Source organism: Mesorhizobium sp. M0106, from assembly GCF_040322715.1.
Lineage (GTDB): Bacteria > Pseudomonadota > Alphaproteobacteria > Rhizobiales > Rhizobiaceae > Mesorhizobium.
This window is the reverse complement of sequence record NZ_JAMYUA010000008.1, coordinates 182908-206715: the sequence shown is the minus strand read 5'-3', so window position 1 is coordinate 206715 and position 23808 is coordinate 182908. Positions and strand designations below refer to the sequence as shown.

Annotated in this window: 28 protein-coding genes and 1 pseudogene; 19 read left to right on the top strand and 10 right to left on the bottom strand. The window is 63.6% G+C overall.

Annotation, left to right across the window (positions count from 1 at the left end; translation table 11 throughout):
* The first annotated feature begins 196 nt into the window (after window positions 1-196).
* A complete protein-coding gene (locus NKJ55_RS11210; protein WP_023674063.1) occupies window positions 197-862 on the top strand; it encodes a tetratricopeptide repeat protein in 666 nt (221 codons plus the stop codon).
* 6 nt (window positions 863-868) lie between these two features.
* Window positions 869-2302: a ribosome biogenesis GTPase Der gene (gene der / locus NKJ55_RS11205; RefSeq protein WP_352449942.1), complete on the top strand. Its 1434-nt coding sequence runs from the start codon at window positions 869-871 to the stop codon at window positions 2300-2302.
* Window positions 2303-2554: 252 nt separating this feature from the next.
* On the opposite strand, the gene NKJ55_RS11200 is transcribed toward der, so the two are convergent.
* Window positions 2555-3310, bottom strand: coding sequence for an SDR family NAD(P)-dependent oxidoreductase (locus tag NKJ55_RS11200; protein ID WP_352449941.1), 756 nt, complete (start codon window positions 3308-3310; stop codon window positions 2555-2557).
* 190 nt (window positions 3311-3500) lie between these two features.
* Here NKJ55_RS11200 and NKJ55_RS11195 point away from each other — a divergent pair, with 190 nt between their 5' ends.
* The 7 genes and pseudogenes from NKJ55_RS11195 to NKJ55_RS11165 all read left to right on the top strand — a co-directional run.
* Entirely contained in the window at window positions 3501-4073 is a 573-nt protein-coding gene (locus NKJ55_RS11195) for a L,D-transpeptidase (protein WP_352449940.1), read from the top strand.
* Between the two features lie 199 nt (window positions 4074-4272).
* The gene (locus NKJ55_RS11190) at window positions 4273-4407 is read left to right on the top strand and encodes an ABC transporter (RefSeq protein ID WP_352449939.1); all 135 of its coding nucleotides are present in this window, start codon (window positions 4273-4275) and stop codon (window positions 4405-4407) included.
* Window positions 4408-4555: 148 nt separating this feature from the next.
* Window positions 4556-5128 (top strand): hypothetical protein, encoded by a 573-nt coding sequence (locus NKJ55_RS11185; protein ID WP_352449964.1) that lies wholly within the window; start codon window positions 4556-4558, stop codon window positions 5126-5128.
* 200 nt (window positions 5129-5328) lie between these two features.
* Window positions 5329-5916 (top strand): protein-S-isoprenylcysteine O-methyltransferase, encoded by a 588-nt coding sequence (locus NKJ55_RS11180; RefSeq protein ID WP_352449963.1) that lies wholly within the window; start codon window positions 5329-5331, stop codon window positions 5914-5916.
* Window positions 5917-5927: 11 nt separating this feature from the next.
* Window positions 5928-6707, top strand: a complete 780-nt coding sequence (locus tag NKJ55_RS11175; protein ID WP_352449938.1) for a hypothetical protein — start codon at window positions 5928-5930, stop codon at window positions 6705-6707.
* On the top strand, window positions 6704-7594 hold the full coding sequence (locus tag NKJ55_RS11170; protein WP_352449937.1) for an SDR family NAD(P)-dependent oxidoreductase: 891 nt from the start codon (window positions 6704-6706) through the stop codon (window positions 7592-7594). Before NKJ55_RS11175 ends, NKJ55_RS11170 begins: the two co-directional genes overlap by 4 nt.
* 39 nt (window positions 7595-7633) lie before the next feature.
* Window positions 7634-7864 (top strand): annotated as a pseudogene (locus NKJ55_RS11165) (ribosome biogenesis GTPase Der); the annotation flags it as partial.
* A gap of 340 nt (window positions 7865-8204) precedes the next feature.
* Here NKJ55_RS11165 and NKJ55_RS11160 read toward each other — a convergent pair.
* Window positions 8205-9125, bottom strand: a complete 921-nt coding sequence (locus NKJ55_RS11160) for a LysR substrate-binding domain-containing protein (RefSeq protein ID WP_352449936.1) — start codon at window positions 9123-9125, stop codon at window positions 8205-8207.
* A gap of 120 nt (window positions 9126-9245) precedes the next feature.
* Here NKJ55_RS11160 and NKJ55_RS11155 point away from each other — a divergent pair, with 120 nt between their 5' ends.
* The 7 genes from NKJ55_RS11155 (at window position 9246) to NKJ55_RS11125 (ending at window position 14792) form a co-directional block, all read left to right on the top strand.
* Complete coding sequence (locus tag NKJ55_RS11155) at window positions 9246-10565, top strand: MFS transporter (protein WP_352449935.1); 1320 nt, start codon at window positions 9246-9248, stop codon at window positions 10563-10565.
* Between the two features lie 107 nt (window positions 10566-10672).
* Window positions 10673-11857, top strand: a complete 1185-nt coding sequence (locus NKJ55_RS11150; protein WP_352449934.1) for a cell wall hydrolase — start codon at window positions 10673-10675, stop codon at window positions 11855-11857.
* Window positions 11858-12112: 255 nt separating this feature from the next.
* Entirely contained in the window at window positions 12113-12511 is a 399-nt protein-coding gene (locus NKJ55_RS11145; protein WP_254820419.1) for an AtpZ/AtpI family protein, read from the top strand.
* A gap of 70 nt (window positions 12512-12581) precedes the next feature.
* Window positions 12582-13340, top strand: a complete 759-nt coding sequence (locus NKJ55_RS11140) for a F0F1 ATP synthase subunit A (RefSeq protein WP_352449933.1) — start codon at window positions 12582-12584, stop codon at window positions 13338-13340.
* Between the two features lie 68 nt (window positions 13341-13408).
* Window positions 13409-13633: a F0F1 ATP synthase subunit C gene (locus NKJ55_RS11135; RefSeq protein ID WP_006206606.1), complete on the top strand. Its 225-nt coding sequence runs from the start codon at window positions 13409-13411 to the stop codon at window positions 13631-13633.
* An 81-nt stretch (window positions 13634-13714) separates the two neighbouring features.
* Window positions 13715-14290 carry a F0F1 ATP synthase subunit B gene (locus NKJ55_RS11130; RefSeq protein WP_352449932.1) on the top strand — a complete coding sequence of 192 codons (576 nt, stop codon included), beginning with the start codon at window positions 13715-13717 and terminating at the stop codon, window positions 14288-14290.
* Between the two features lie 10 nt (window positions 14291-14300).
* Entirely contained in the window at window positions 14301-14792 is a 492-nt protein-coding gene (locus NKJ55_RS11125; RefSeq protein WP_352449931.1) for a F0F1 ATP synthase subunit B, read from the top strand.
* A gap of 251 nt (window positions 14793-15043) precedes the next feature.
* On the opposite strand, the gene rnhB is transcribed toward NKJ55_RS11125, so the two are convergent.
* A complete protein-coding gene (rnhB, locus tag NKJ55_RS11120; RefSeq protein ID WP_352449930.1) occupies window positions 15044-15739 on the bottom strand; it encodes a ribonuclease HII in 696 nt (231 codons plus the stop codon).
* A 166-nt stretch (window positions 15740-15905) separates the two neighbouring features.
* Window positions 15906-17060, bottom strand: a complete 1155-nt coding sequence (locus NKJ55_RS11115) for a PA0069 family radical SAM protein (protein WP_352449929.1) — start codon at window positions 17058-17060, stop codon at window positions 15906-15908.
* Window positions 17061-17211: 151 nt separating this feature from the next.
* Between NKJ55_RS11115 and NKJ55_RS11110 the strand changes: the two genes are divergently transcribed.
* Complete coding sequence (locus NKJ55_RS11110) at window positions 17212-17715, top strand: glycosyltransferase (RefSeq protein ID WP_292664385.1); 504 nt, start codon at window positions 17212-17214, stop codon at window positions 17713-17715.
* A gap of 188 nt (window positions 17716-17903) precedes the next feature.
* Window positions 17904-18878 (top strand): phytanoyl-CoA dioxygenase family protein, encoded by a 975-nt coding sequence (locus NKJ55_RS11105; RefSeq protein WP_352449928.1) that lies wholly within the window; start codon window positions 17904-17906, stop codon window positions 18876-18878.
* A 33-nt stretch (window positions 18879-18911) separates the two neighbouring features.
* On the opposite strand, the gene moaB is transcribed toward NKJ55_RS11105, so the two are convergent.
* From moaB to NKJ55_RS11075, 6 genes are all read right to left on the bottom strand, one after another.
* A complete protein-coding gene (gene moaB / locus NKJ55_RS11100) occupies window positions 18912-19454 on the bottom strand; it encodes a molybdenum cofactor biosynthesis protein B (protein WP_352449927.1) in 543 nt (180 codons plus the stop codon).
* Entirely contained in the window at window positions 19441-20343 is a 903-nt protein-coding gene (locus NKJ55_RS11095) for a 4-(cytidine 5'-diphospho)-2-C-methyl-D-erythritol kinase (protein WP_352449962.1), read from the bottom strand. Before NKJ55_RS11095 ends, moaB begins: the two co-directional genes overlap by 14 nt.
* A 26-nt stretch (window positions 20344-20369) precedes the next feature.
* On the bottom strand, window positions 20370-20555 hold the full coding sequence (locus tag NKJ55_RS11090) for a membrane protein (protein ID WP_023674078.1): 186 nt from the start codon (window positions 20553-20555) through the stop codon (window positions 20370-20372).
* 81 nt (window positions 20556-20636) lie between these two features.
* Complete coding sequence (locus tag NKJ55_RS11085) at window positions 20637-21494, bottom strand: S49 family peptidase (RefSeq protein WP_352449926.1); 858 nt, start codon at window positions 21492-21494, stop codon at window positions 20637-20639.
* Between the two features lie 87 nt (window positions 21495-21581).
* Window positions 21582-22382 carry a tRNA1(Val) (adenine(37)-N6)-methyltransferase gene (locus tag NKJ55_RS11080; RefSeq protein ID WP_352449925.1) on the bottom strand — a complete coding sequence of 267 codons (801 nt, stop codon included), beginning with the start codon at window positions 22380-22382 and terminating at the stop codon, window positions 21582-21584.
* Complete coding sequence (locus tag NKJ55_RS11075) at window positions 22382-22606, bottom strand: putative signal transducing protein (RefSeq protein ID WP_023674082.1); 225 nt, start codon at window positions 22604-22606, stop codon at window positions 22382-22384. The genes NKJ55_RS11080 and NKJ55_RS11075 overlap by 1 nt, the downstream gene beginning before the upstream one ends.
* A gap of 160 nt (window positions 22607-22766) precedes the next feature.
* Here NKJ55_RS11075 and NKJ55_RS11070 point away from each other — a divergent pair, with 160 nt between their 5' ends.
* Window positions 22767-23783, top strand: a complete 1017-nt coding sequence (locus NKJ55_RS11070) for a polyprenyl synthetase family protein (RefSeq protein WP_352449924.1) — start codon at window positions 22767-22769, stop codon at window positions 23781-23783.
* Window positions 23784-23808: the final 25 nt, after the last annotated feature.

The following is a 23808-nucleotide window of genomic DNA, read 5'->3' as shown; positions in this document are numbered from 1 at the left end:
GACCGGGTCAAGGAATGTAGAAGCACCGCCTACCGGCGAAATATGGCACGGGTACGATCGACCTGTACGGCCGCCCTTGGCGGCGACTGCCTCGTGAATAGGCGATTTTCCTTCCGAACCCCTTCCATGCCGGCAAAATTTCGCTAAAACGCGGGCTCATCAACCGCCCCGGCCAGGGCATGAATGGTTTTGATCCATGTCGGACGACAGTTTTATCCGCGAAGTCAACGAAGAGATTCGTCGCGACCAGGCGCATGCGCTGTGGGATCGTTTCGGTCCCGCCTTGCTCGTGCTGGCCGTGCTGGTGGTGCTCGGCACTGCCGCTGTCGTCGGCTACCGCTATTGGGACGAGACCCGCGCCAACCGCTCGGGCGATGCCTTCTCGCAGGCGCTGAAGCTTGCCAATGACGGCAAGAACGACGAGGCGCTTGCCGCTCTGGAGGCGTTGGAGAAGGACGGCTACGGCGCCTATCCGCTGCTCGCCCGCATGCGCGCCGCAACCGTCAAGGCGGACAAGGGCGACGTCGACGCCGCCGTCAAGGATTTCGACGAGGTCGCCGCCGACACCAAGATCCCCTCCGGCATTCGCGACATGGCTCGTCTCCGGGCAGCGCTGCTTCTGGTCGACCACGGCTCTTTCGCCGATGTCTCCAGCCGCGTCGAGGCGCTCACCGCCGACACCAACACGCTGCGCCATACGGCGCGCGAGGCGCTTGGCCTTGCCGCCTGGAAGGAAGGCAAGGCGGCGGATGCATTGAAGCTGTTCGACCAGATCGCCGCGGATGACGGCGCCCCGCGCAACACGCGCGAGCGGGCGACATTGATGTCCGAGCTGATCCGCGGCTCGGGCGGCGTGTCGTAATAGTCCATGACCTTCAAAGTCGCCATCATCGGCCGGCCTAACGTCGGCAAATCGACCCTTTTCAATCGGCTGGTGGGAAGGAAGCTGGCGCTTGTCGACGATACGCCCGGCGTCACCCGCGATCGCCGCGTCCATGCCGCAAAACTCTACGATCTGCATTTCGACGTCATCGACACCGCCGGCTTCGAGGATGCGGCCGCCTCGACGCTGCCCGGCCGCATGCGCGCCCAGACCGAGATCGCCATCCGCGAAGCCGACCTGATCTTTTTCACGATCGATGCCAAGTCCGGGCTGATGCCCGACGACAAGACCTTCGCCGAGATCGTGCGCAAGTCCGGCAAGCCGGTTGTCGTCGTCGCCAACAAGGCCGAGGCGCGCGGCGCCCAGGGCGGCATGCTGGAGGCCTGGGAGCTCGGCCTTGGCGAACCGATCCCGGTCTCGGCCGAACACGGCCAGGGCCTGCCCGATTTGCGCGACGCGGTGATCGCGGCACTGGGCGAGGCGCGCGCCTTCGGCGAGGACGAAGAGGCCGGCGAGGAGGAGGTCGCCGCCAGCGAGGTGCTGATCGGCGAGGATGTTACCGACCCGGACGCAGAGCCGAGCTATGACGACACCAAACCGATGCGCATCGCCGTCGTCGGCCGCCCCAACGCCGGCAAGTCGACGCTGATCAACGCGCTAATCGGCGAGGAGCGGTTGTTGACCGGCCCTGAGGCCGGCATCACTCGCGATTCCATCTCGGTCGACTGGGACTGGCATGGCCGCCGCTTAAAATTGTTCGACACCGCCGGCATGCGCCGCAAGGCCAGGATCCACGAAAAGCTCGAAGTGATGTCGGTGCAGGACGGCTTGCGCGCCATCCGCTTTGCCGAGATCGTCATCATCGTGCTCGACGCCACCATTCCCTTCGAGAAGCAGGATCTGCAGATCGCCGACCTGATCATCCGCGAGGGCCGTGCCCCGGTGATCGCCTTCAACAAATGGGATCTTGTCGACCATCCCCAGGAGCTGCTGGCCGAGCTGCGCGAAAAAACCGAGCGGCTTCTTCCCCAGGCGCGCGGTATGCAGGCGGTGCCGGTGTCGGCCGAGACCGGGCGTGGCCTCGACAAGCTGATGGATGCCGTCATCCGGACGCATCGAGTTTGGAACAGCCGTGTGTCGACCGGCAAGCTCAACCGCTGGCTGGAAGGCATCCTGGCGCATCATCCGCCGCCCGCTGTCGCCGGGCGTCGGCTGAAGATCAAATATGTCACGCAGGCCAAGACGCGGCCGCCGGGCTTCGTCGTCTCCTGCTCACGGCCGGATGCGATGCCGCAATCCTACGTCCGCTATCTCTCGAACAGCCTGCGCGAGGCTTTCGACATGCCCGGCGTGCCGATCCGCATCGCCTTGCGCACCTCGGACAACCCGTTCGCCGGCAGGGCGAAGAAGCGCCGCTGAGCTGCGCGTCTTCTGGGCGCCAGCATCAGGCTACGCTCCGCAGGCCGCTCGCGGGCAGCGCCTGCACATTTTCGGGAAGGCGATTCCACCGACACCTGCAGCAGGATGTCGGCAAGTCGCGCCGCCACCGGGTCTGGCTCGGCCTTCCTTGCGATGCGGCAACAGGCCCATCTCAGGCAGTGCGGGCAGCCCGGCGATCTCCGGCGTCATCGCCCTGACGGTGGCCGGCGCGAGTGGGGGCAGCCTCTGCACCTAATGGGCGGTGTAAGCTCCGTCCACCAGATGGTAGCTCCCAGTGATAAAGCTGGCCTGGTCGGACAAGAGGAAGCATACAAGAGCCGCTACCTCTTCCGGTTTCCCGCGCCTGCCCATCGGCTGAAGACCTGCCATGCGCCGGCTGGCTAATGCCTCCATTTGCTCCGATAAAAGAGGCGTTTCGATCCAGCCGGGGCCGACTACATTGATCCGGATGCCCATCCTGGCATATTCGATCGCCGCAACTTTGGTTAGTCCAACGACTCCGTGTTTCGCTGCCGTGTATGCGGACGCAGTTGGCAAGCCGACGGAACCGAGAACGGAGGACATGTTCACGATGGCGCCTCCGCCTCGATCCAGCATCGCGGCGATTTCGTACTTCATGCTGTAGAAAACGCCATTAAGATTGACGTTTATCAGCTTGTGCCAGTTGTCGAGCGGATAGTCTGCCGTTGCTTTTCGAACGCCGTCGATACCTGCATTGTTTACCGCCATATCCAGTCCGCCGCATTTCTGGACAGTGAACTCGATCAGCTTTTCCACGGCTGCTGCATCCGTGACATCTACCGCAAAGTCGTAGGCCCTGCCTCCTTGCGAGCTTATTTCGGCGGCTTTGCACTGCGCGGCCTCGGCGTCAAGGTCGGCGACAACAACCTCGGCTCCTCCTTGCGCGAGTTGCCGTGAAACAGCGGCTCCTATTCCGGAGCCTGCGCCGGTCACAATCGCGACTTTACTATGGAAGTCAGGCTTCATCGTCTCTGTCCTATGCCCATTTTGACATAACCGAAACAGAGGCAGACGGTTATCGCAAGAAGTTTCGCTCCAATTCGCTTGTCAATCCTGTGAATTCATTTTTGCCACCACACAGCGAGACTTGGCCCGCAGCCCTTGGAATGGTAGAGACGAGGGCGGCGGTAGATGACCAGTTTCCTAGCAGGTAGAAATGGAAGAACACCACATTGCGCGCCGGGGGCTCGTGCTGGGTAGTCTGGCTCTGATGGTCTCCGGATGTACGTCGATTTCATCCGCGTTCGGACCAAGGCGTGGCCTGAATCCTCGTTACCGACGGCAGCATGTGCGGTACGACGGAAACGAGCCGGCCGGAACAATCGTCGTCGATACTTCGCAACGTTTTCTCTATGCCGTCGAGACGGACGGGTGGGCGACGCGCTACGGCGTCGGCGTCGGCGAGCAGGGACTTTCGTTCAAGGGTACAGCGACCGTCGGCCGCAAGGCGGACTGGCCGTCGTGGACACCCACCGCCAGCATGATGAAGCGCAAGCCGCGCCTGGTGCAGTATGCAGGGGGGGTCCCTGGCGGACCAAACAACCCGCTTGGTGCGCGTGCCCTTTATCTCTATCGCGACGGGCACGACACCCACTTCCGGATACATGGTACAAACGAGCCATGGACGATAGGCACAGCGGTATCGAACGGGTGCATCCGTATGATAAATGACGACGTCATTGACCTCTACGACCGTACTCCTTTGGGCACGACGGTGGTGGTTGTTTGATGGTGGGCAGGCTTGATCTCCGTTGGATGGTGAACCCTGCCAGCACGTCACCGCAAAGGTGCCGCCGGCAACCGGGTGCCAACTGTGTCATTTCTGCACTAGGCGTTGGTGTAGATCGCAGCTAACTTGGTGGGGCTGCATATCGTTCTAGTTGTGGCGATTCTATAGGCTATTCCGCCCCCGGGGAAAGGATTGCTTGATGAACAGGATATTGATTGCAATGGTTACTGTGCTCGCCGTTGCCAGCCTGAGCGGCTGCGCGAACGACTGGATCGGCAAAGGAAAGGGTAAGGCTCCGGCACCCGCTCCGGTAGAGGAACCAGTGATTAAGTAAGGACCGGCTTGTATGGGGAAGGGGTGCCAAGCCCTTCCCCATACATACGCAGCCGGGGCTTTGGCCGGCTTCATAGCATACGGCGCGGTTGGCGGGCATAGGCCGTTATTAGGTCTGTGCTTCGTGAAGTTCGGGAATGGACGCGGCGATGACGCTTGTAAGTAGCCGTCTCTTGCTTGTGGCGTTGGTGGCCCTCCCGGCAGCGGCATGTCAGACGAAAGACCTGCCGCCCCAGCCGAATTTCGTATCTTATGCCAATGGCGGAGCTGCGCCTCAAAAAAACGACGAGCGGTACTTCATCGAGTTCCGCTCCCGCTACGCCCTAAGCTACGGCCACACCTACGCAGTTTTTGGGCGCCTGGACCGGGCCGGGAGAATGATCGATCCCCAAGTCGCGGGCCTTCACCCGGCTTCGAACAGTGCGGTTCCCTATGTTCTGGGCCATATCGTGCCGGTGCCAGCCGAAACCGGGTGGAGCGACGGTGATCTGGAAGAACCATACAGATCCGCAAGCTGGCAAATCATATTGACCCGGGCCGAATACGACAAAGTCGTTGCCTACATCCGCAAGCTGCAGGCGAGCTCGCATGTCTGGCAGGCGACGGTCTTGAACTGCAACGGCTTCGTGGCGGACATCGCTCATTCCATGGGATATAAGACTCCCGCCATTCAGCTCCGGCCGCAACAATTCATAACCGAGCTTCGGGAGATGAATACATAACCAAGATTCGAGGGATGAATGGGACCGAATGCGATCGGTACTGCCCCTCCGGCTTTCGCGTCTGCGGACTAACTCGGAGAGGATCGCTGCGCCTGAAGGTCGGCCGGTGACGAAATCGAGGCGATGGGTGAACTGGCCATACTCAGGGGCAGCTGCTACAGTCGCGATCGCAGAAAGGGCGCTGGTGACCTGAAGTGAGCATTGCGGCAGCCTCACTTGGCGAGGTCATTTGGGTAATCGGCATCGTTGCTTGGTACGTGATCCGGTATCCCTTCGAGCGCCGGGCAAGGCGCGTGCGAATTGTAACTGGCTACCGCTCACGTTCCGACATCGTCGGGCTTGCATCTGCTCTGTTTGGCCTCGCAATCCTGCCTGCCTTCTATGTTGTCACCGGTATGCCCGCAGCGGCTGACCACCCGGCCAGCGCGTGGGCCGTGGCTCTCGGCACAATCATCTTCTGCTCCGCGCTATGGGTTTTTCGCAGGTCCCACAAGGAACTTGGCCGGAACTGGTCGATTACGCTGGAGATCCGCGAACGGCATGAACTGGTCAGCGCCGGGCCATACGCCTTGGTCCGTCACCCTATGTACACCTCTTTCCTGCTTATGGGGCTCGGCCAGGTCTTTCTGCTGCCGAACTGGATTGCGGGCATATCGGGTTTGATTGGGTTCGCAGTCCTTTTCCTGCTGAGAGTGGACGAGGAAGAGCGTATGATGCTGGAGAATTTCGGTCCGCAATACCGTGCCTATATGGAAAAGACCAAGCGAATATTCCCTTATCTTTATTAGAGGTACGTTTGATGCGAGGCCGAGCCCTCAAGCTTTCCGCGCCCCGGCGCCTTGTTGGCGATCTGATGAGGTTTTCGATCGGCGTGCCACGGGTCGCGGTGCAGCGTCAGATGAACCTCGGCCCACTCGTAAGGGCTAGGATGGCGCAGCAGGCCAGGCCCTCGTGGACCGCGATCTTCCTGAAAGGATATGCGCTTCTCGCCCTAGAGATGCCGGAGCTGCGGCGCGCCTATGTCAAGTTGCCCTGGCCGCAGCTTTACGAGTATCCGGCAAGCGTAGCCTCGATTGCCCACGAGCGCGAATATGATGGCGAGCCGGCCGTTCTGCTGAGCTGCATCAAGCGCCCGGAGCGCTACTCCATCACGGAACTTGAGGGATCCATCCACGCGGCTCGATCACGGCCGATCCTGGAGGTCCCGGAGTTCCGGCGTGCCTTGCGCATGGCAGGTGCGCCCGCGCCAGTCAGGTGGCTGCTTATGTGGCTAGGGTTGAACATCGCCCGGCAAAGGTCAAATTACTTCGGTACCTTCCAACTGTCCGTCTATTCTGGTCTCGGTGCGGAATCACTCAACCCGCTGACACCATTGACCACGCTTCTCAACTACGGTCCCATCGGCAAAGACGGATCGGTGAATGTCCGCATCCACTACGATCACCGGGTCATGGATGGAGCGAACGTTGCACGAGCACTGGAGAGATTCGAAAAGATCCTGAACGGCATTGTCGCCAATGAAGTGATGCTGCTCGATCAAAGTGTTGCCGCTCCTGCAGGACAGAGGAACGCGACATGATTTCGCGCTGTGAATTCCGGCCAGCCGTCGTCGTGATTGGCGGCTCGGGTGGAATTGGCCGGGCAATTGCGAGCGTCGCTGCACGGGAGCGCGGTGCGGTTGTGCTGGTTGCCCGCTCGCCCGAGGGTTTGGCCGCTGCGGCGTCTGAGGTTCGGGAGAGGGGTGGCGAGGCATTCACGCTCGAGTTGGATCTCGTGGCAGGCGATGCGCCAACGCGCCTGGAGGGCTTCCTGTCCGCACACGGCCTGGTCTGTGATGTCCTGGTCAACAGCGCCGGCTATGGCCTGCGGGGCGCGACGACGGCGCTGCCTATTGATGGTCAACTCGGCATCATCGATCTCAACATACATTCCCTCACAGAACTGACCCTCCATTTTCTGCCGGGAATGGTGGCGCGCCGACGGGGCGGGGTGCTCAATCTCAGTTCCGTGGCCGGGTTCGTTCCCGGGCCTTATATGGCTCTGTACTTCGCTAGCAAAGCTTTCGTGCGCTTCTTCTCAGAGGCGCTTCACCAGGAATTGCGCCGAACCGGTGTGACGGTCACATGCGTTGCACCAGGCCCGGTGTCGACGGAGTTTCTCGCAAGGTCAGGCGCCAATCAGACGGTGCTCTTCAACATCTTGCCCAAGGTGGATCCGGAGTATGTGGCTGAACGGGCGTGGCGAGGGTTCAAATCCGGTCGTCGCCTCGTCGTACCGGGGATCTCGGCCAAGTTGGCTGCCCTTGCGGCAGCGCTCCTGCCTTCCGCAGCGCTGCTGCCCCTGGTCGGCCGGCTGCAACGCGGCGGCAATGATCAATGTCCTTGCGGTTCAGGTATGAAGTTCAAGAAATGCTGCGGTACCCGCCAGATTCAGCTACGCCGGGGCCCTCGGGGAATTAGCCCCTGACCGCAGCACGCCACCGAAAAACCTCATTGAAGCAAGAGACCGCTCGCCGATGACGGGCGTCGGCTGAAGATCAAATATGTCACGCAGGCCAAGACGCGGCCGCCGGGCTTCGTCGTCTCCTGCTCTCGCCCCGATGCGATGCCGCAATCCTATGTCCGCTATCTCTCGAACAGCCTGCGCGAGGCTTTCGACATGCCCGGCGTGCCGATCCGCATCGCCTTGCGCACCTCGGACAACCCGTTCGCCGGCAGGGCCAAGAAGCGCCACTGAGGGGAGCTTTCAGGGGCGCTGCGCCTGCGCTCGGCTCGGGAGTAACGCAAGAGCGTCGTTGCGGTGCAGGATCTTTGCTAACGCTGGCGGGACAGCACCCCCTCTGTCCTGCCGGACATCTCCCCCGCAAGGGGGGAGATTGGATTTCGCGAATGCCTTCGCCAATCTCTAACGTTGCAAGAAAGGTGCCAAGAACGAAGCTGCCAATCTCCCCCCTTGAGGGGGAGATGTCCGGCAGGACAGAGGGGGGTGTGAAGAAATTCGACGCAGGATGTGCGGTTCTGGATCGCTGTGCCTTCGGAAGTCTTGCGACGTCGCCTCAAAACTGTCTTGTCGAAACCTAAGCGACGTCTCTCAGCCCCTCATCCATCCGCGCACCTTGCGGCAACGCTTCCAGCGCTGCCTGCAGCAGGATGTCGCCAAGCCGCGCCGCGACCGCGTCGGGCTCGGCCTCCTTGCGATGCAGGAACAGCGCCATCTTGGGCAAGGCGGGCAGCCCGGCGATCTCCGGCGTCATCGCCCTGACGGTGGCCGGCAGGCCGATATCGGTGCGGATCGTCAGTCCGAGCCCGGCGGCGACGGCTGCCCAGATGCCGCCAAGGCTCGGGCTGGAGAAGGCCATCCGCCATGCCAGTCCGGCGCGGTCGAGCGTTTCGGTCGCCACGCTGCGCAGCAGGCACGGCGCTTCGAGCGCCACCAGCGGCAACGCCTCGCCATCGCGCAGGCTGGTCTCGATCTGTTTTGCCGGGCCGATCCAGCGCATCTGGACGTCGGCGACATGCCGGCTGTAGGGCAGCGTCGCGCCATTGTGCCAGGCAAGCGCGATATCGAGGCTGCCCGAAATGATCCGTTCGGCAAGCTCATGGCTGCGTGCGATCCTGGCCTCGATCTTGACCTTGGGATGGGCGCGGGCGAAGCGCCCGAGCACCTCCGGCAGCACCGCCTCGCCGAAATCCTCCTGCAGCCCAAGCCGCACCCAACCCTCCAGCTCGACATCGTGGATGGCGGAGGCGGCCTCGTCATTGAGCTCGATCAGCCGCCGCGCGTAGCCGAGCATGGTCTCGCCCGCGTCCGTCAGCGCCAGGCCACGCCCAGATTTGCGGAAGATCGGCGTCGCCGCCTGGTCCTCCAGCTTCTTCAATTGCGCACTGATTGCCGAGGTCGAGCGGCCGAGCCGGTCGGCGGCCTTGGCGAAGCTGCCCAGCTCCATGCCGGTGACGAAGCTGCGCAGGACTTCGAGATCGAATGTCACGCGTCGCATGCCAATAATCCTGATATTCGGGACATTACGTCAAAAACTTCCTGATATTCAGTACGAAGCTATGGCGGTAGAGAGAGCGCGTCAAGACCGAATGCAGCCGACCCATGCAGGAGCTGAACCATGTCCGCTGTCGCCACACGAGCAGATTGCAAACCGCTTCGCCCGGCCGCCGTTGCCGCCCCGTCAGAAGCGGCGGCACTTCGAGCCAATCATCGCTGGAAGGTGCTGGGCATCGGCGTCGCCGCCAATGCCTGCTTTTCGGCGACCTTCTCCGGCATTCCGGCGACGGCGGTGTTCCTGCGCTCGGGCTATCATCTCTCCAATGGCGACCTCGGCCTGGCGCTTGGCCTTCTCGGCCTGGGCGTGGCGCTGAGCGAATTGCCGTGGGGGCTGCTGACCGATCGCTGGGGCGACCGCCGCGTGCTGCTGACGGGGCTCGGCGCAACCGCGGTTTGGCTGCTTGTCATGGCCGCGCTGGTCGTGCCGTCACCGGCCCATATTCCCGGCATCGCGCTTCTCGCCGCTGCCCTGCTGGTCACCGGATTGCTCGGCGGCAGCGTCAACGGCTCCAGCGGCCGCGCCATCATGGCCTGGTTCGGCGAAGGCGAGCGCGGCTTTGCCATGAGCATCAGACAGACGGCGGTGCCGCTTGGCGGCGGGCTTGGCGCGCTCGTGCTGCCGTCGCTCGCTTCAGCCCATGGCTTCACGGCGGTCTTCGGACTTCTGGCGGCTGCATCCGCGGTCTCGACCTCGCTCGCCTGGCGCTGGCTGCATCAGCCGCCGGCGCATGACGATGCCAATTCGGGCAGCATGGCATTGTCGGCCGGCCCGGCGCCGCTGCGCAACCCGGCCGTCTGGCGCATCGCAACAGCCATCGGCCTGCTTTGCTTTCCGCAGGTGGCGGTGCTTACATTTGCTTCCGTGTTCCTGCATGATTTCGCCGGCATGGGAACAGCCGTTATCAGCGCCAGCCTGGCTGCCGTGCAGGTCGGCGCCATGGTCATGCGCGTCTGGAGCGGCCGCTACACCGACCGTCACGGCAACCGCCGGTCGTTCCTGCGTCTGTGCAGCATGCTGAGCGTGGCCGCCTTCGCCGTGCTTGCGGCGCTCGTCTTGTTTTCGGCCCAATTCTTGTCAGGCCAAGCGCCGATGCTGTCGCCGGCGATCGTTGCGGTGCTGGTCGTGGCCGGCATCTGCGTCTCCTCCTGGCACGGCGTCGCCTACACCGAGCTTGCGACGCTGGCCGGCGCAAGCCAGGCCGGAACGGCGCTCGGCCTTGCCAACAGTCTGGTCTTCATTGCCTTCTTCCTGGTGCCGATCGCCATTCCGGGGCTTCTCGTGCTCTGCTCGTGGGCAGGCGTCTGGCTGGGTGCGGCTATTTGCGCGCTGATCGCCTGGCCGATCTTTCTTCCGTCAAGCGATGGCCGCAAAAGCGCCTGACTTCGACACGAGATGGGAAAACAACGTTCTAAGCTGTTAACGCCCCATCAAGGTTAATGCATCATTGTAGCTCTCCAGTGGGGTCCGTCGCGTTTCTGGAGAGTTCCGTGCATCGACGTGTTTTGACGCGGCTTGTCGCCGCCGCCGGTGAGAAAAAGCGTTCCTTCCTGCCTCCCCTCGTTATTGGCCTTGGCATCTGGATCGGCTTTCCGACGGTCGCTGCCTATCAGGACATGACCAGCCTGGTCTCCGGCCTGGAGGCGCCGAGCGTCCGCTGGAACGCCTATGTCGAGAAATCCGTCGCCGGCTCCGTTCACGCCGCCGAAATGCCCTTCCTCGATTCCAGCAGCACCGGCTCGCTCTCCGGCTCCGGCGTCCAACTGCCCGGCATCGGCGCCGTTTCGTTTCGCGGCAAGGGCAGCATCGCCGGCACGACGCCGGACGAGAACCGCATCACGCGTGCCGACAAGAAGGGCCGCATCATCCAGGTCTCGCCCGTCTCGCCGCCGAAGAACTTCAACGCCGGCTCGATCTTCGAGCGCACCTCTTCGCTGCTCCGCCCAAGCATGGACAGCGGCCTGAGGATGGCTTTCGCCAAGCCCGAGATCAAAGGCAAGGAAATCCAGATCGCCGCCGCCTTCCACACGCGCATCGACAAGAAGCCGGATCCCGGCGTGCCGGCGATGCTTGCCGCGCTGGTCAACAACGATCATCCTGACGTGCTGGCGACCGCCTACGCCTCGTCGGCTCCCGATTATGCACAGGCGTCACCCTTCGAGGCCTTGCTGCAGGACGAGGACCCAAACGACGGTCGCTTCATTCCGCCGCTGAGCAAGGGCGACCATTCTTGGATGCAGACGCCGCTGCCGGCGAGCGTCTTTTCCAAGCCGGAGCAGGCCTGTCTCGCCAACGGCATCTATTTCGAGGCGCGCGGCGAATCTGTGCGTGGCCAGGCCGCCGTCGCTCAGGTCATCCTCAACCGCGTCCGCAACCCGACCTATCCGAACTCGATCTGCGGCGTCGTCTACCAGAACGACAACTGGTTCAACCGCTGCCAATTTTCCTTTGCCTGCGACGGCAGGAAGAAGCGCATCGACAACGCCGCCGCCTACCAGACCGCACAGGATGTCGCCATTGCCGTCACAGCCGGCAAGATCTTCATTCCCGAAGTCGGCTCGTCGACCCATTATTACGCCAACTACGTCCATCCGGGCTGGGCGCGGACGATGCAGAAAATGACCAGGATCGGCCTGCACATCTTCTACCGCACCTATGGTGGCGGCTGGAGCTGAGCGCTCGGGCAGCCCTTGCGTCTTTCCCGCGAGAGCGGCCGATCGAAGACGCATCGCCGCGGGGATTCGGCCACGGCCCGCCAGAGACTGTGTCGGGCACGATGTCGCACCCAGGCAAGTAACTGATTTATAACGATAAAATACTTGAGCTTGAACGTCCGCCCGTGGCTTGACGGGCGCGGACCCTCTAACTATGTTGCCGGCGACTTTAAGAAGCGGACGGACGGTGACGGTCTGACCGGGCAGGGGGGTTGCGTGGCCGACAAGAATGGGCCAGACGGAACCGGCAAAACCGGCCGCGGCAAGCAGCATGAAGCCGACATCCGCGACGACGATCTTGAGCGCCGCCGGCGCGACCTTGAAGCATCGCTTGCGACAAGGCGGCCGGACCGGCTCGAGGGGAAAGACGACGCGAAAACGGGCAGTGTGGCCGGGTACGGCCAGGCGCTCAAGCTGTCCAGCGAGTTCATCGCCGGGATAGTGGTCGGTGCGGCTCTCGGCTGGTTTATCGATCGCGTGGCGGGGACATCGCCATGGGGTCTGATAGTCGGGCTGCTGCTGGGTTTTGGCGCCGGCGTGCTCAACGTCCTGCGTTCAGCCGGGCTTGTGTCGGAATTCGGAACGGGCGACAAACCGCGCGATCCGAAAGAATGAATTGAGGCGCCGCATGCCGGCGCATTGAACAGAATGCTGAAGCCGTCTGCGGCTTTGATGGGGATTTAAAGTGGCTGCTGACAAGGTCGATCCGATCCACCAGTTCCAGATCCATCCGATCATTCCGATTCACATCGGCGGCTACGACTTGTCTTTCACCAATTCGGCTCTGTTCATGCTTGCGACGGTTGCTGTCGCATCGGCGTTTCTCTACCTCAGCACGTCGAGCCGCAGCCTGGTTCCGGGCCGCCTTCAGTCGGTCTCGGAAATGGCCTATGAATTTGTCGGCAATATGCTGAGGGACGCCGCGGGCACGCAAGGCATGAAGTTCTTCCCCTTCGTGTTCTCGCTGTTCATGTTCGTGCTTGTCGCCAACCTGCTTGGCCTGTTCCCTTATTTCTTCACCGTCACCAGCCACATCATCGTCACCTTCGGCCTCGCTGCGCTGGTGATCGGAACCGTGATCGTCTACGGCTTCATGAAGCACGGTCTCGGCTTCCTGAAGCTGTTCGTGCCGAAAGGCGTGCCCATCGTGATGATGTTGCTTGTCGTTCCGATCGAAGTGATTTCCTTCGTCTCGCGCCCGGTCAGCCTCTCGGTTCGTCTGTTCGCCAATATGTTGGCCGGCCACATCACGCTGAAGGTGTTTTCGGGATTCGTCGTCAGCCTCAGCGCTCTCGGCACGCTTGGCATTGCGGGTTCGGTCCTGCCGCTGGCGATGGCCGTGGCTTTGACGGCTCTGGAGTTGCTCGTGGCGCTTTTGCAGGCCTACGTCTTCGCCGTGCTGACCTGCATGTATCTTAACGACGCCCTGCACCCTTCGCACTGATTTAGAGTTTCCGGCATTGCCGCCGGATGGAATCGCAACGGAATTTTAGATCCAAAGGAGTTGAATAAATGGACGCAGAAGCAGCAAAGTACATCGGCGCCGGCATCGCATGCCTCGGCATGGGCGGCGCGGGCATTGGCCTCGGCAACATCTTCGGCAGCTATCTGGCGGGCGCGCTGCGCAACCCGTCGGCCGCCGACGGCCAGTTCGGCCGTCTGATTTTCGGCTTCGCCGTGACCGAAGCGCTGGGTATTTTCTCGCTTCTCATCGCGCTTCTCGCCCTGTTCGGCTGAATGCTTGTTCGGCTGAACATTGGCAAGAATTGAACAGGCCGGCCGCGATCCTGCGGCGGGCCTGAATTTCGGGGATAGCCCATGTTCGTGACATCTGCCTTTGCGCAAGAGTCCGCGCCCGCCGTCGAAGGCGGCAGCGCTGGGACCGGCGTGCCCGCCGAGGCGCACGGCACGTTTCCGCCATTCAATCCGGCGACGTACCCGTCACAGCTGCTGTGGCTGGCAATCACTTTCGGGCTGTTCTACCTGTTCTTGAAACGGGTAGTGATGCCGCGCGTCGGCGGCATCATCGACGTTCGCAACGACCGCATCACGCAGGATCTCGATCATGCTGCCCGGCTGAAAAGCGAGGCCGATGCCGCCGTTGCCGCCTATGAGCAGGAATTGGCGGAAGCCAAGGGCAAGGCCAATGCGATCGGCCAGCAGGCCAACGATGCGGCCAAGGCGGAAGCCGAAGCTGCCCGCAAGACGATCGAGGCAGCGCTTGACCAGAAGCTTGGCGAGGCCGAGGCGCGCATATCTTCCATCAAGGCCAATGCCATGAAGGAAGTCGGCACGATCGCCGAGGACACCGCTTCGGCCATCGTCGAGGCGCTTGTCGGCGGCAAGGCTAGCAAGGCCGAAATCGCGGCCGCGGTCAAATCCGTGGCCGGGTGAGGAGCGCATCATGGACGCCACATCTCTCGCGACGCTTTGGGCAACGGTTGCCCTCGTAATCTTCCTCGGCATTGCCATCTACATCAAGGTGCCGGGCATGATCGCCAAGGCGCTCGATGCCCGCGCCGACAAGATCAGCAGCGAGCTCGAGGAAGCGCGCCGGTTGCGCGAAGAGGCCCAGCAACTGCTTGGCCAATACCTGCGCAAGCGCAAGGAAGCCGAGCAGGAGGCCGCGGCCATCGTTGCCGCCGCCAAGCGTGAAGCCGACATGCTTGCCGCCGAGGCGCACAAGAAGACCGAGGACTATGTCGCTCGGCGTACCGCCTTGGCCGAGCAGAAGATCGGCCAGGCCGAGCGCGAAGCAATCGGCGAAGTGCGCGCCAGCGCCGTCGATATCGCGGTAGAGGCCGCGCGCGCGCTGCTGGCCGGCAAGATCGACGCCAAGGCCGGCGCCGACCTGTTCAACGCCTCGCTGCGGGATTTGAAGTCGAAGCTGAATTAAGCGACTTCGTCGAGAAATTCATCGAAAGCCGCCCGGGAAACCTGGCGGCTTTTTTGTTAGCGAAAGCGGCCGAGCGCGTAATCTCCCCCCTTGAGGGGGAGATGGCCGGCAGGCCAGAGGGGGTCGCCGCGCGTAAAGCGCCAGCCTTCTCTTTCGTCCCGCATGGCGTCGCGCCAGGACGTACCGACCCCCTCTGGCGCCTTTGGCGACATCTCCCCCTCGAGGGGGGAGATCACACCTTGCCGAATCGCTCAATCCAAACCCGAAAAACCCTCTTCCTCGAGCACCTCGGTGCCGCCGAACCGGAACGGCGCGAAGGAGGCGCGGTGCAGCCGTGCCACTGGCCCGTGCAGATCGATCGCCGTGCGATGGCGCACAGTGGCGTAGCCCATATGCAGCTCGAAGCCGTAATGCGCATGATGGCTGCCGCAGCCGCACATCATGCGGTCGCGCATCACCTTGGCGACGATCGAGGCTGCGGCGATCGACTGCGAGCGCTGGTCGCCCTTGATCAGTGCTTTTCCCTCGCAGGGCAGGCCGGGCGGCACGTCGCGGCCGTCGGCCAATGCCAGCTTCGGCCGGATTGACAGGCCGGCCACGGCACGGCGCATCGCCTCCAGGCTGGCCTTGAGGATATTGGAGGCATCGATGCCTTCGGCGCTGACCGACGCCATCGATACGGCGAGCGCGGAGCCGAGGATTTTCAGGAACAGCGCCTCACGCTGCAAATGCGTCAGCCGCTTGGAATCGTCGAGGCCGTCGGGGATGTTGGCGGGATCGAGCACCACCGCTGCCGCCACCACCGGCCCGGCGAGCGGGCCGCGGCCGGCCTCGTCCATCCCCGCCACCGGCCAAAGGCCTTCGGCCATCGCCCTCGTCTCGAACGAGAAGTCGGGTTTCTCGACGATTTCGAAGAGAAGCGGAGAATCGGAACGCGGGCGAGCCATGGTGCGGCGAGGTTCGCATCGGCTCCGATTCTCCGCAAGTCCCCTCTGGGTCGGGCGGGGCACCGGACCAGGAGGGGCTACCGTCTGCAAGCCCGGGGACAAGACAGGCCGGACGGGATTTTTCGCCTGCTGCGGCCGCTTCAAGCGGCTGGCGCGAGACGCTTTGTCACAGCAGCATCAGCTGCTCGGTCGCCTTGGCGGCGGGGACGAACTGGTCGGTCCTGAGCGAGCGCCGCTCGGCATTGAGGCCGAGCCGTTTGGCGGCGATCTCGAAGCGCCGGCCGATCTGCCAGGCATACGGGCCGGAGCCTTTCATGCGCTTGCCCCATTCCGAATCGTAGTCCTTGCCGTCGCGCATCGACCGGATCAGCGACATGACGTGGCGATAGCGGTCGGGATAATGGCGCAGCAGCCAGTCCTTGAAGATTGGCGCGACCTCCAGCGGCAGGCGCAGCAGCACATAGCCGGCTTCACGCGCGCCCGCTGCCTGCGCCGAATCGAGGATGCGCTCCATTTCCGGGTCGGTCAGTCCGGGGATGATCGGCGCGACCATCACCGAGGCCGGTATGCCGGCGTCCGAAAGCTGCCTGATCGCCTCCAGCCGCTTGGTCGGCATCGACGCGCGTGGCTCCATGGTGCGCGCCAGCATGCGGTCGAGCGTCGTCACCGACAACGCCACCTTGGCCAGCCCGCGTTCGGCCATGCGCGACAGAATGTCGATGTCACGCGTCACCAGCGCCGATTTGGTGACGATGCCGACCGGGTGCCCGCGCGCCTCCAGCACTTCGAGGATCTCGCGCATGATCCGGTATTGCTTCTCGATCGGCTGATAGGGATCGGTGTTGGTGCCGATGGCGATGGTGCGCGGCTGGTAATTATCCCTGGACAATTCCTTGTCGAGCAGCCGCGCCGCATCCGGCTTGGCAAACAGCTTCGATTCGAAATCCAGCCCCGGCGACAGCCCCATGAAGCTGTGCGTCGGCCGCGCGAAACAATAGACGCAGCCATGTTCGCAGCCGCGATAGGGATTGATCGAGCGGTCGAAGGAGATATCGGGCGATTCGTTGCGGGTGATGATGGTGCGCGGCTTCTCGACCTGTACCTCGGTCTTGAAGGGCGGCAGCTCCTCCAGCGAATTCCAGCCGTCGTCGAACACGTGCCGGCTGACCGGCTCGAAACGGCCGGACGGATTGATGCCCGCCGACCTGCCGCGATTGCGGTCGGGACGGACGCGCATGCCGCTCTGCTCGATCATCGCATTCGCCATCTCGGCCCTGCCAGCGCCGAAGGCGGCAATGTCGGCACGCACGATCTGTTCCATTTTGGCCCTTTCCCAGGGACTGTCCGCCCGCTGTCGAATCGCTCTGCTCATGAATGTATTCCTATCGCATTGATGAGAACAAAGCAAGAACTTTCTCGCGGCGCGCCGCAAAAACTGGCGCTGCCCACCGCTTTCCGCTATTCGGCTAAACATGCTCAGCGTCCTGATCGAAACCCTGAATGACGAGGAGGGCCTTGCCCGCACGCTCGCCTCGCTGATCGGCGGCGCGGTCGAAGGCGTGGTGCGCGACGTTCTCGTCTGCGACACCGGCTCGACCGATCAGACGCACCGCGTCGCCGAACATGCCGGCTGCCACTATGTCAGCGGCGGCATCGCCGCCGGCATCAGGCAGGCCAAGGGCGACTGGCTGCTTTTGCTCGAACCGGGAGCGCGGCTGGGAGAGGGCTGGATCGACGAGGTCGTCGCCCATACGGCGAGGCAAACCATGGCGGCGCGGTTCTCGCGGGCACGCGGCAGCCGCGCGCCGTTCCTGTCGCGCGTCTTTGCCGGAAATCGCGCTCTCGCCGAAGGCCTGGTGATCAGCAAGCGTCAGGCCGCCGCGCTGTCGAAGAATGCCCGCAGCGCCGAAGCGATCGCCCGCGGCCTGGCGACCAGGAGGCTCCACGCCGAGATCTGGGTCGCGCCGCGGAAGTGACAGCTTACCGTCCCGGTTATGGGAACTCCGCCCAAGCACATTTTCTGGCGGGTCGTCGTTTATTGTGCATTGCACAAAATCTGGCCGGGGGTTACCATTCCCGGCGATATGGGCGAATAGGGTTTGGGGTGTGCCGGAGCGGCGACGACTAACGTCGATGCTGTTCCATCGACATTTTGAGGACCCCGATGACCCTTTCAAGCCCTGACAAGTCCGGCGCTGCAAGCCTCGAGGCGATCGCACGAAACGGCGGCACGCTGCGCCGCATCGCCGCCCGCATCCCGACCTATCTTTCCGACCTTCGCGAGAATCCGGCATGGCTGCCGATGTTCATGCTGGCCCGCACCATGCCGGCGCGGCGGCTGCACTGGCGCGGTGCAAAGCCCGTTCCGCCGGCGCGCAATGTCGGTGAAACGATGTTCGCCGGCGTCGACCGCGATGCCGTCGTCGGCGCGCTGCGCACCGAGGGGCTCTATTCGGGCCTGATGCTGCCGGCCGCCATCCATGAGGAGATCGCCCGCTTCGCCGAGCGCACGCCATGCTTCGGCAATTTCGACCGCCGGCTGGAATTCCTGCCCGAAAAACACGCCGATGCCGAAAAGCATTTCGGCCGCCCGCTGCTCAGCGGTCACTATTTCGAACGGGTCCTCGACTGCAACGCTGCGGTCGCCGTGCAGCGCGATCCGCTGCTTCTCGATATCGCAGCGCACTATCTCGGCAGCCAGGCCAAGCTGATCACGACCCGCGTCTGGTGGAGCTTTCCGACCGGTGGCGTCTCGGACGCCGACAAGAACATGGCCTCGCTCGGCAAATACCATTTCGACCTCGACGACTGGCGCATGCTGAAGTTCTTTTTCTACCTGGTGCCGGTCGACGCCGACACTGGGCCGCATGTCTATGTCCGCGGCTCCCATAACCGCCGCATCCTGAAGCATCAGCTGACGCTGCTGGTCGGCCATTCGGCGGAAGAGGTGCTGGGCGTCTACGGCGAGCAGAGCCCGGTCACGCTGACCGGGCCGGCCGGCCTCGGCTTTGTCGAGGATCCGTTCGGCTTCCATATGGGCACCGTGCCGACGCGCACGCCGCGGCTGATGATGGAGGTTGGCTTCGGCGTGTCGCCGCCGTCGCGCCGGCGTTTTCACGGCGAGCCGGTCATTCGCTAAACCGAGGTCGCTTGGCTGATACCTCGGTTCGTCTCAGCCGCGCCGCAAATGCTCGTCCAGCCGCGGCATGATCTCGACGAAGTTGCAGGGCATGTGCCGATAGTCGAGCTGCGGCTTCAAGATGCCGTCCCAGGCGTCCTTGCAGGCGCCGGGCGAGCCCGGCAGCACGAAAACGAAGGTGGCGTTGACGACGCCGCCGGTTGCCCGGCTCTGGATCGTCGAAGTGCCGATCTTGTCGTAGGAGATGCAGTGGAACACTTCGGAAAAGCCGTCCATGCGCTTTTCGAAGATCGGCTCCAGCGCTTCCGGCGTCACGTCGCGGCCGGTAAAGCCGGTGCCGCCGGTGGTGATGACGACATCAATCGCTTCGTCCCTTGACCAACCCAGGACCTTGTCGCGGATCTTGTCGCGGTCGTCGGTGACGATGTCGCGGGCGGCCAGGACATGGCCGGCCTCGGCAATGCGGTCGGCCAGCGTCTGCCCGGATTTGTCGTCGGCGAGGCTGCGCGTATCGGAAACGGTCAGTACCGCGATGCGCACGGGAACGAAGGGGCGGCTCTCGTCAATCCTGGCCATGGGCATCAGCCTCCGATGTCACGCTTCGCGTCGCCGCGACAAACCAGTCGGGATGGCGGCCGCGGATATCGACGGCCGCGCGCTTGGCCACATTGCCGGTCTCGAACAGCCCGAAGCAGGTGGCGCCTGAACCGGACATCCTGGCAAAACCGGCTCCGGCCTTGTTGAGCACGGAAAGCGCCTTGCCGATCGCGGGCTGGATTGCGCGCGCCGCAGGCTCGAGGTCGTTGCGGGTGATCTCCAGCCAGTTGCGGATGCTGTGGAAGTCGACAATGCGCGGCAGCGGCGGCAGCCCCGCATTGTCGCGGCGGCCAAGCGCCTCGAACACGTCGGCCGTCGAGACGGCAGTGCCGGGATTGACGAGCACCAGACCCAGCGCCGGGAAACCCGGCACGAGCGTCAGCTCGTCACCGATGCCGCGGGCTATCAGCGGCTTGGCTGCGAGGCACATCGGCACGTCGGCGCCGAGCGACAGGCCGATCCGCGCCAGTTCGGCATCGCCGACATCAAGTCCCCAGGTCTGGACCAGGGCGCGCAGCACAGCCGCCGCATCGCTCGACCCGCCGCCGACACCGGACGCGACCGGCAGGTTCTTTTCGAGCCTGATGGCGACAGCCGATGCGTGCTGGGGACCGGCCTCGCGCCGCAGTGCATCGCGCGCTCTCACCACCAGATTATTGTCGTCGGCGGGCGCTGCGGAGGCGTATTTGCCGGACACGGAAAACCCATCGCTGTCGGCAAGTTCCGTTTCGATGCGGTCGCCGAAGCGCGTGAACACAGCCAGGCTTTCGATCGTGTGATAACCGTCGGCGCGCTGGCCAGTGACGTGCAGCGCGAGATTTATCTTGGCGTGCGCATGCGACGCCCGGATGCTGGCCTCGGCGTTCACTGGCTCGGCCGCGAGGGGGACGACGGTCAATCCTTGGCCAGACGGTATTCGCCGGTCTTCGGGTCCTTGACCAATGTTCCCATTGTACCGTTGGCGGCCTGCTTTTCGGTACGCCGCACCTTGGCGGTCACACGCTCGGCTTCCCTGACGAAGGAGCGGTAGCCGAAATAGGCGGCAATGCCGACGACGGCGAAGAAAATGATCTGCGGCATGTCAAACTCCTCCCTCGCAAGGCCGGCAAGGCGGCCGGTCGGGTCGGTTGATGATTTATGCTAGACGCTTTCACCGGCTTTTCAAAGCCCGAAGCGCGCCCACAGCGCGCGCTCTTCCGCCGCATCGATGACGCCGCTTGCAGCGGCGGCGGCAATATCGGGCGCCGAAAAGCTCGAGCCGAACAGGCCGAAGCGGCCGAACAGGCCGCGCGGCGCGGTGATCAGCTTGAGCTGGGTTTTCGGCCCGAAACGGCTCTTCAGCACGCTGCGCATGTCGCCGAGCGCATCGACCAGCCCGAGTTCGAGACCCTTCTTGGCCGTCCAGAAAAGTCCGGTGAACAGGTCTGGATCGTCCTTGAGCTTGCTGCCGCGCCTGTCCTTGACGAGATCGATGAAGGTCTCGTGGACCTCGAGCTGCAGCGCCTTCAGGCGCTCGACGTCTTCCTTCTTTTCCGGCTTGAACGGGTCGAGCACCGCCTTGTTCTGGCCGGCGGTGTGGACGCGGCGCTCGACGCCGATCTTCTTCAACAGCTCTGGAAAGCCGAACGAGGCCGACACCACGCCGATCGAGCCGACGATGGAGGACGGGTCGGCAAAGATCTCGTCGCCGGCGACCGCGATCATGTAGCCGCCCGATGCCGCCACGTCCTCGACGAAAACCAGGACTTTCTTGTTCTTCTCGCTCGCCAGGTCGCGGATGCGCCTGAAGATCAGCCGCGACTGCACCGGTGAACCACCTGGCGAATTGATCGAGATGGCGACCGCCGGCGCGTCGAAGGAAAACAGCTTTTCGAGAAGGCCGGCGGTGGAAGCGAGCGACAGGCTCGGCCGGAACTGGCCGCCGCCGGGCATGATCGTGCCGTGCAGCCGGACGACCGGAATGGTGACGACGGCGGAGCGCCAGGATTTCGGCAGCAGGCGGTTGAAAAGGCGTTTCACGAGGGGGCGGTCTCCGGTCGATTTGCTTGAGGCATGTAGGAATTCGCCGGCCAACGGCAATGCCGTCACCCCGGCAATCAGAATGGATCAGTCTCCGAACAGCGACGCCAGCCCGTTATTGATCAGCTCTGCCCGCTCCGAAGGGCCATTGCCTGAATAGGCATGCAGCATAAGCGGTGGCTGGATCGACAGTTTGCCGCGTGCGCCGAGTGCTGCCCGGACGACGATGCGGATCGCCGCCGCTTCGGGGCGAGGGTGGACGGCCAGCATCTCGGCGTCGCCGAAGCGGCCGGCAATGGCATCGAGGATGGCGCCGAGCTGTTCCGGCCTGGCGATGACGGCCAGCCCGCCGCCCGGCCTGACCACCGCGGCCGCGCTGCGGATCCAGCTGTCGAACAGCCCATCCGCAGAGACATGCGCGGCCTTTCTCAGCGGATCGGGCGTCGCGCGATCCTCGGCGGCATTGAACGGCGGGTTCATGATGACGAAATCGAAGCTGTTGTCCTCGAGGCCGGCGGCCGTTCGCGCCCGGCCCGACAGCGCGACATCGGCGACGAGCACCGAGGCGCGGTCGCTGAGATGCGCATTGCCGGGATGGGCAAGCGTGGTGGTGGCGAAGGCCGCCATTTCCGGGGAACGCTCGACAAGCACGGCCTCTGCAGCGGGGCAGCGCGACAGTACCGCCAGGCCGGCGGCACCGGCACCCGCGCCAAAGTCAGCAAGCCGCCCGGCGAACGAGGACGGCACGGCAGCCGCCAGCATCATCGCATCCATGCCGGCGCGGTGGCCCGCCTTTCTCGGCTGCACCAGCCAGAAGCGACCGCGATGGAAGGCGTCGACCGTATGAGCCGGCATGTCCGGGACAAGGGCAGCGGGCGACGCGGACATTATTTTTGGCGGATCTCGTTGGCGATGCCTGCATCCGTCAGGATGCGCCGCGCCGCATCGGCCTTGTCGGCGTCCACCATGACACGGCGGGGCAGGATGCCGATCGAGCCGTCGAGCACGCTCATGTTCTGGTCGGCGACGAAACAGCCGATGCCGGCATCGCGCATCAGCGATTCGACAAACGAAATGATGACGGCGTCGTTGGTGCGGATGAGCTCTATCATCGGATGAAACTCGCAGTTTGCGGCGTTGATGTAAACGTAGGCGTGATCATGTACCAGAGCCGGCGCGCCAATTCGCCTCTTGCCGCGCCGGTGGGTGACACCCTAGAGTCTGTCCAGGGACCATGTTGCCGTCGTGCATATCGAGGTTGGGAGTTTTGCCGTGGGTGTCGTTCTCAACATTGAAAACGGGAAGCGCGAAGCCGCCTCGATAAAGGACCTCATCGACCTGACCGCGGCCGACATGGGGCGCGTCAACAAATTGATCCTGTCGAAGGCCGGCTCCGATGTCGAGATGATTCCGGAGATAGCCAACCATCTGATCTCGTCGGGCGGCAAACGGCTGCGGCCGATGCTGACGCTCGCCGCGGCCCAGATGTTCGGCTATTCCGGCGACGGCCATGTCAAGCTCGCCACATCGGTCGAATTCATGCATACCGCGACACTTCTCCACGACGATGTTGTCGATGAAAGCGGCATGCGGCGCGGCAAGAAGACGGCACGCATGATCTGGGGCAACCAGGCCAGTGTTCTGGTCGGCGATTTCCTGCTCGGCCAAGCCTTTCGCATGATGGTCGATGTCGGCTCGCTGGAAGCGCTCGATATCCTGTCGAGCGCGGCCTCGGTCATCGCCGAAGGCGAGGTGATGCAGCTCGCTGCCGCAAAAAACCTCGAGACCACCGAGGATGAGCATTTCGCGGTGATCAAGGCCAAGACCGCGGCCCTGTTTTCGGCCGCCGCCGAGGTCGGCCCCGTCATCGCTCAGGCGACGCGCAATGATCGCGCAGCACTCCGCTCCTACGGCATGAATCTCGGCCTTGCCTTCCAGCTGATCGATGACGCGCTGGATTACGGCGGCACCAGCAAGGATCTCGGCAAGAATGTCGGCGACGATTTTCGCGAGGGCAAGGTCACGCTGCCGGTGATCCTCGCCTATCGGCGCGGCACCAAGGCCGAGCGCAGCTTCTGGAAACGCGCCATCGAGGACAATGCCGCCGACGATGCCGGGCTGGAGAAGGCCATCGGCCTGATGCTCCGCCACGGCGCAATTGCCGACACCATCGGGCGCGCCCGCCATTTCGGCGAGATCGCCCGCGACGCGCTGGCGCCGCTCGAGGCGACGCCGCAGAAATCGGCGCTGATCGGCGTCATCGATTTCTGCATCAGCCGGGTGAATTGAGAGGCATCGGCGCCCCGCGCTTGTT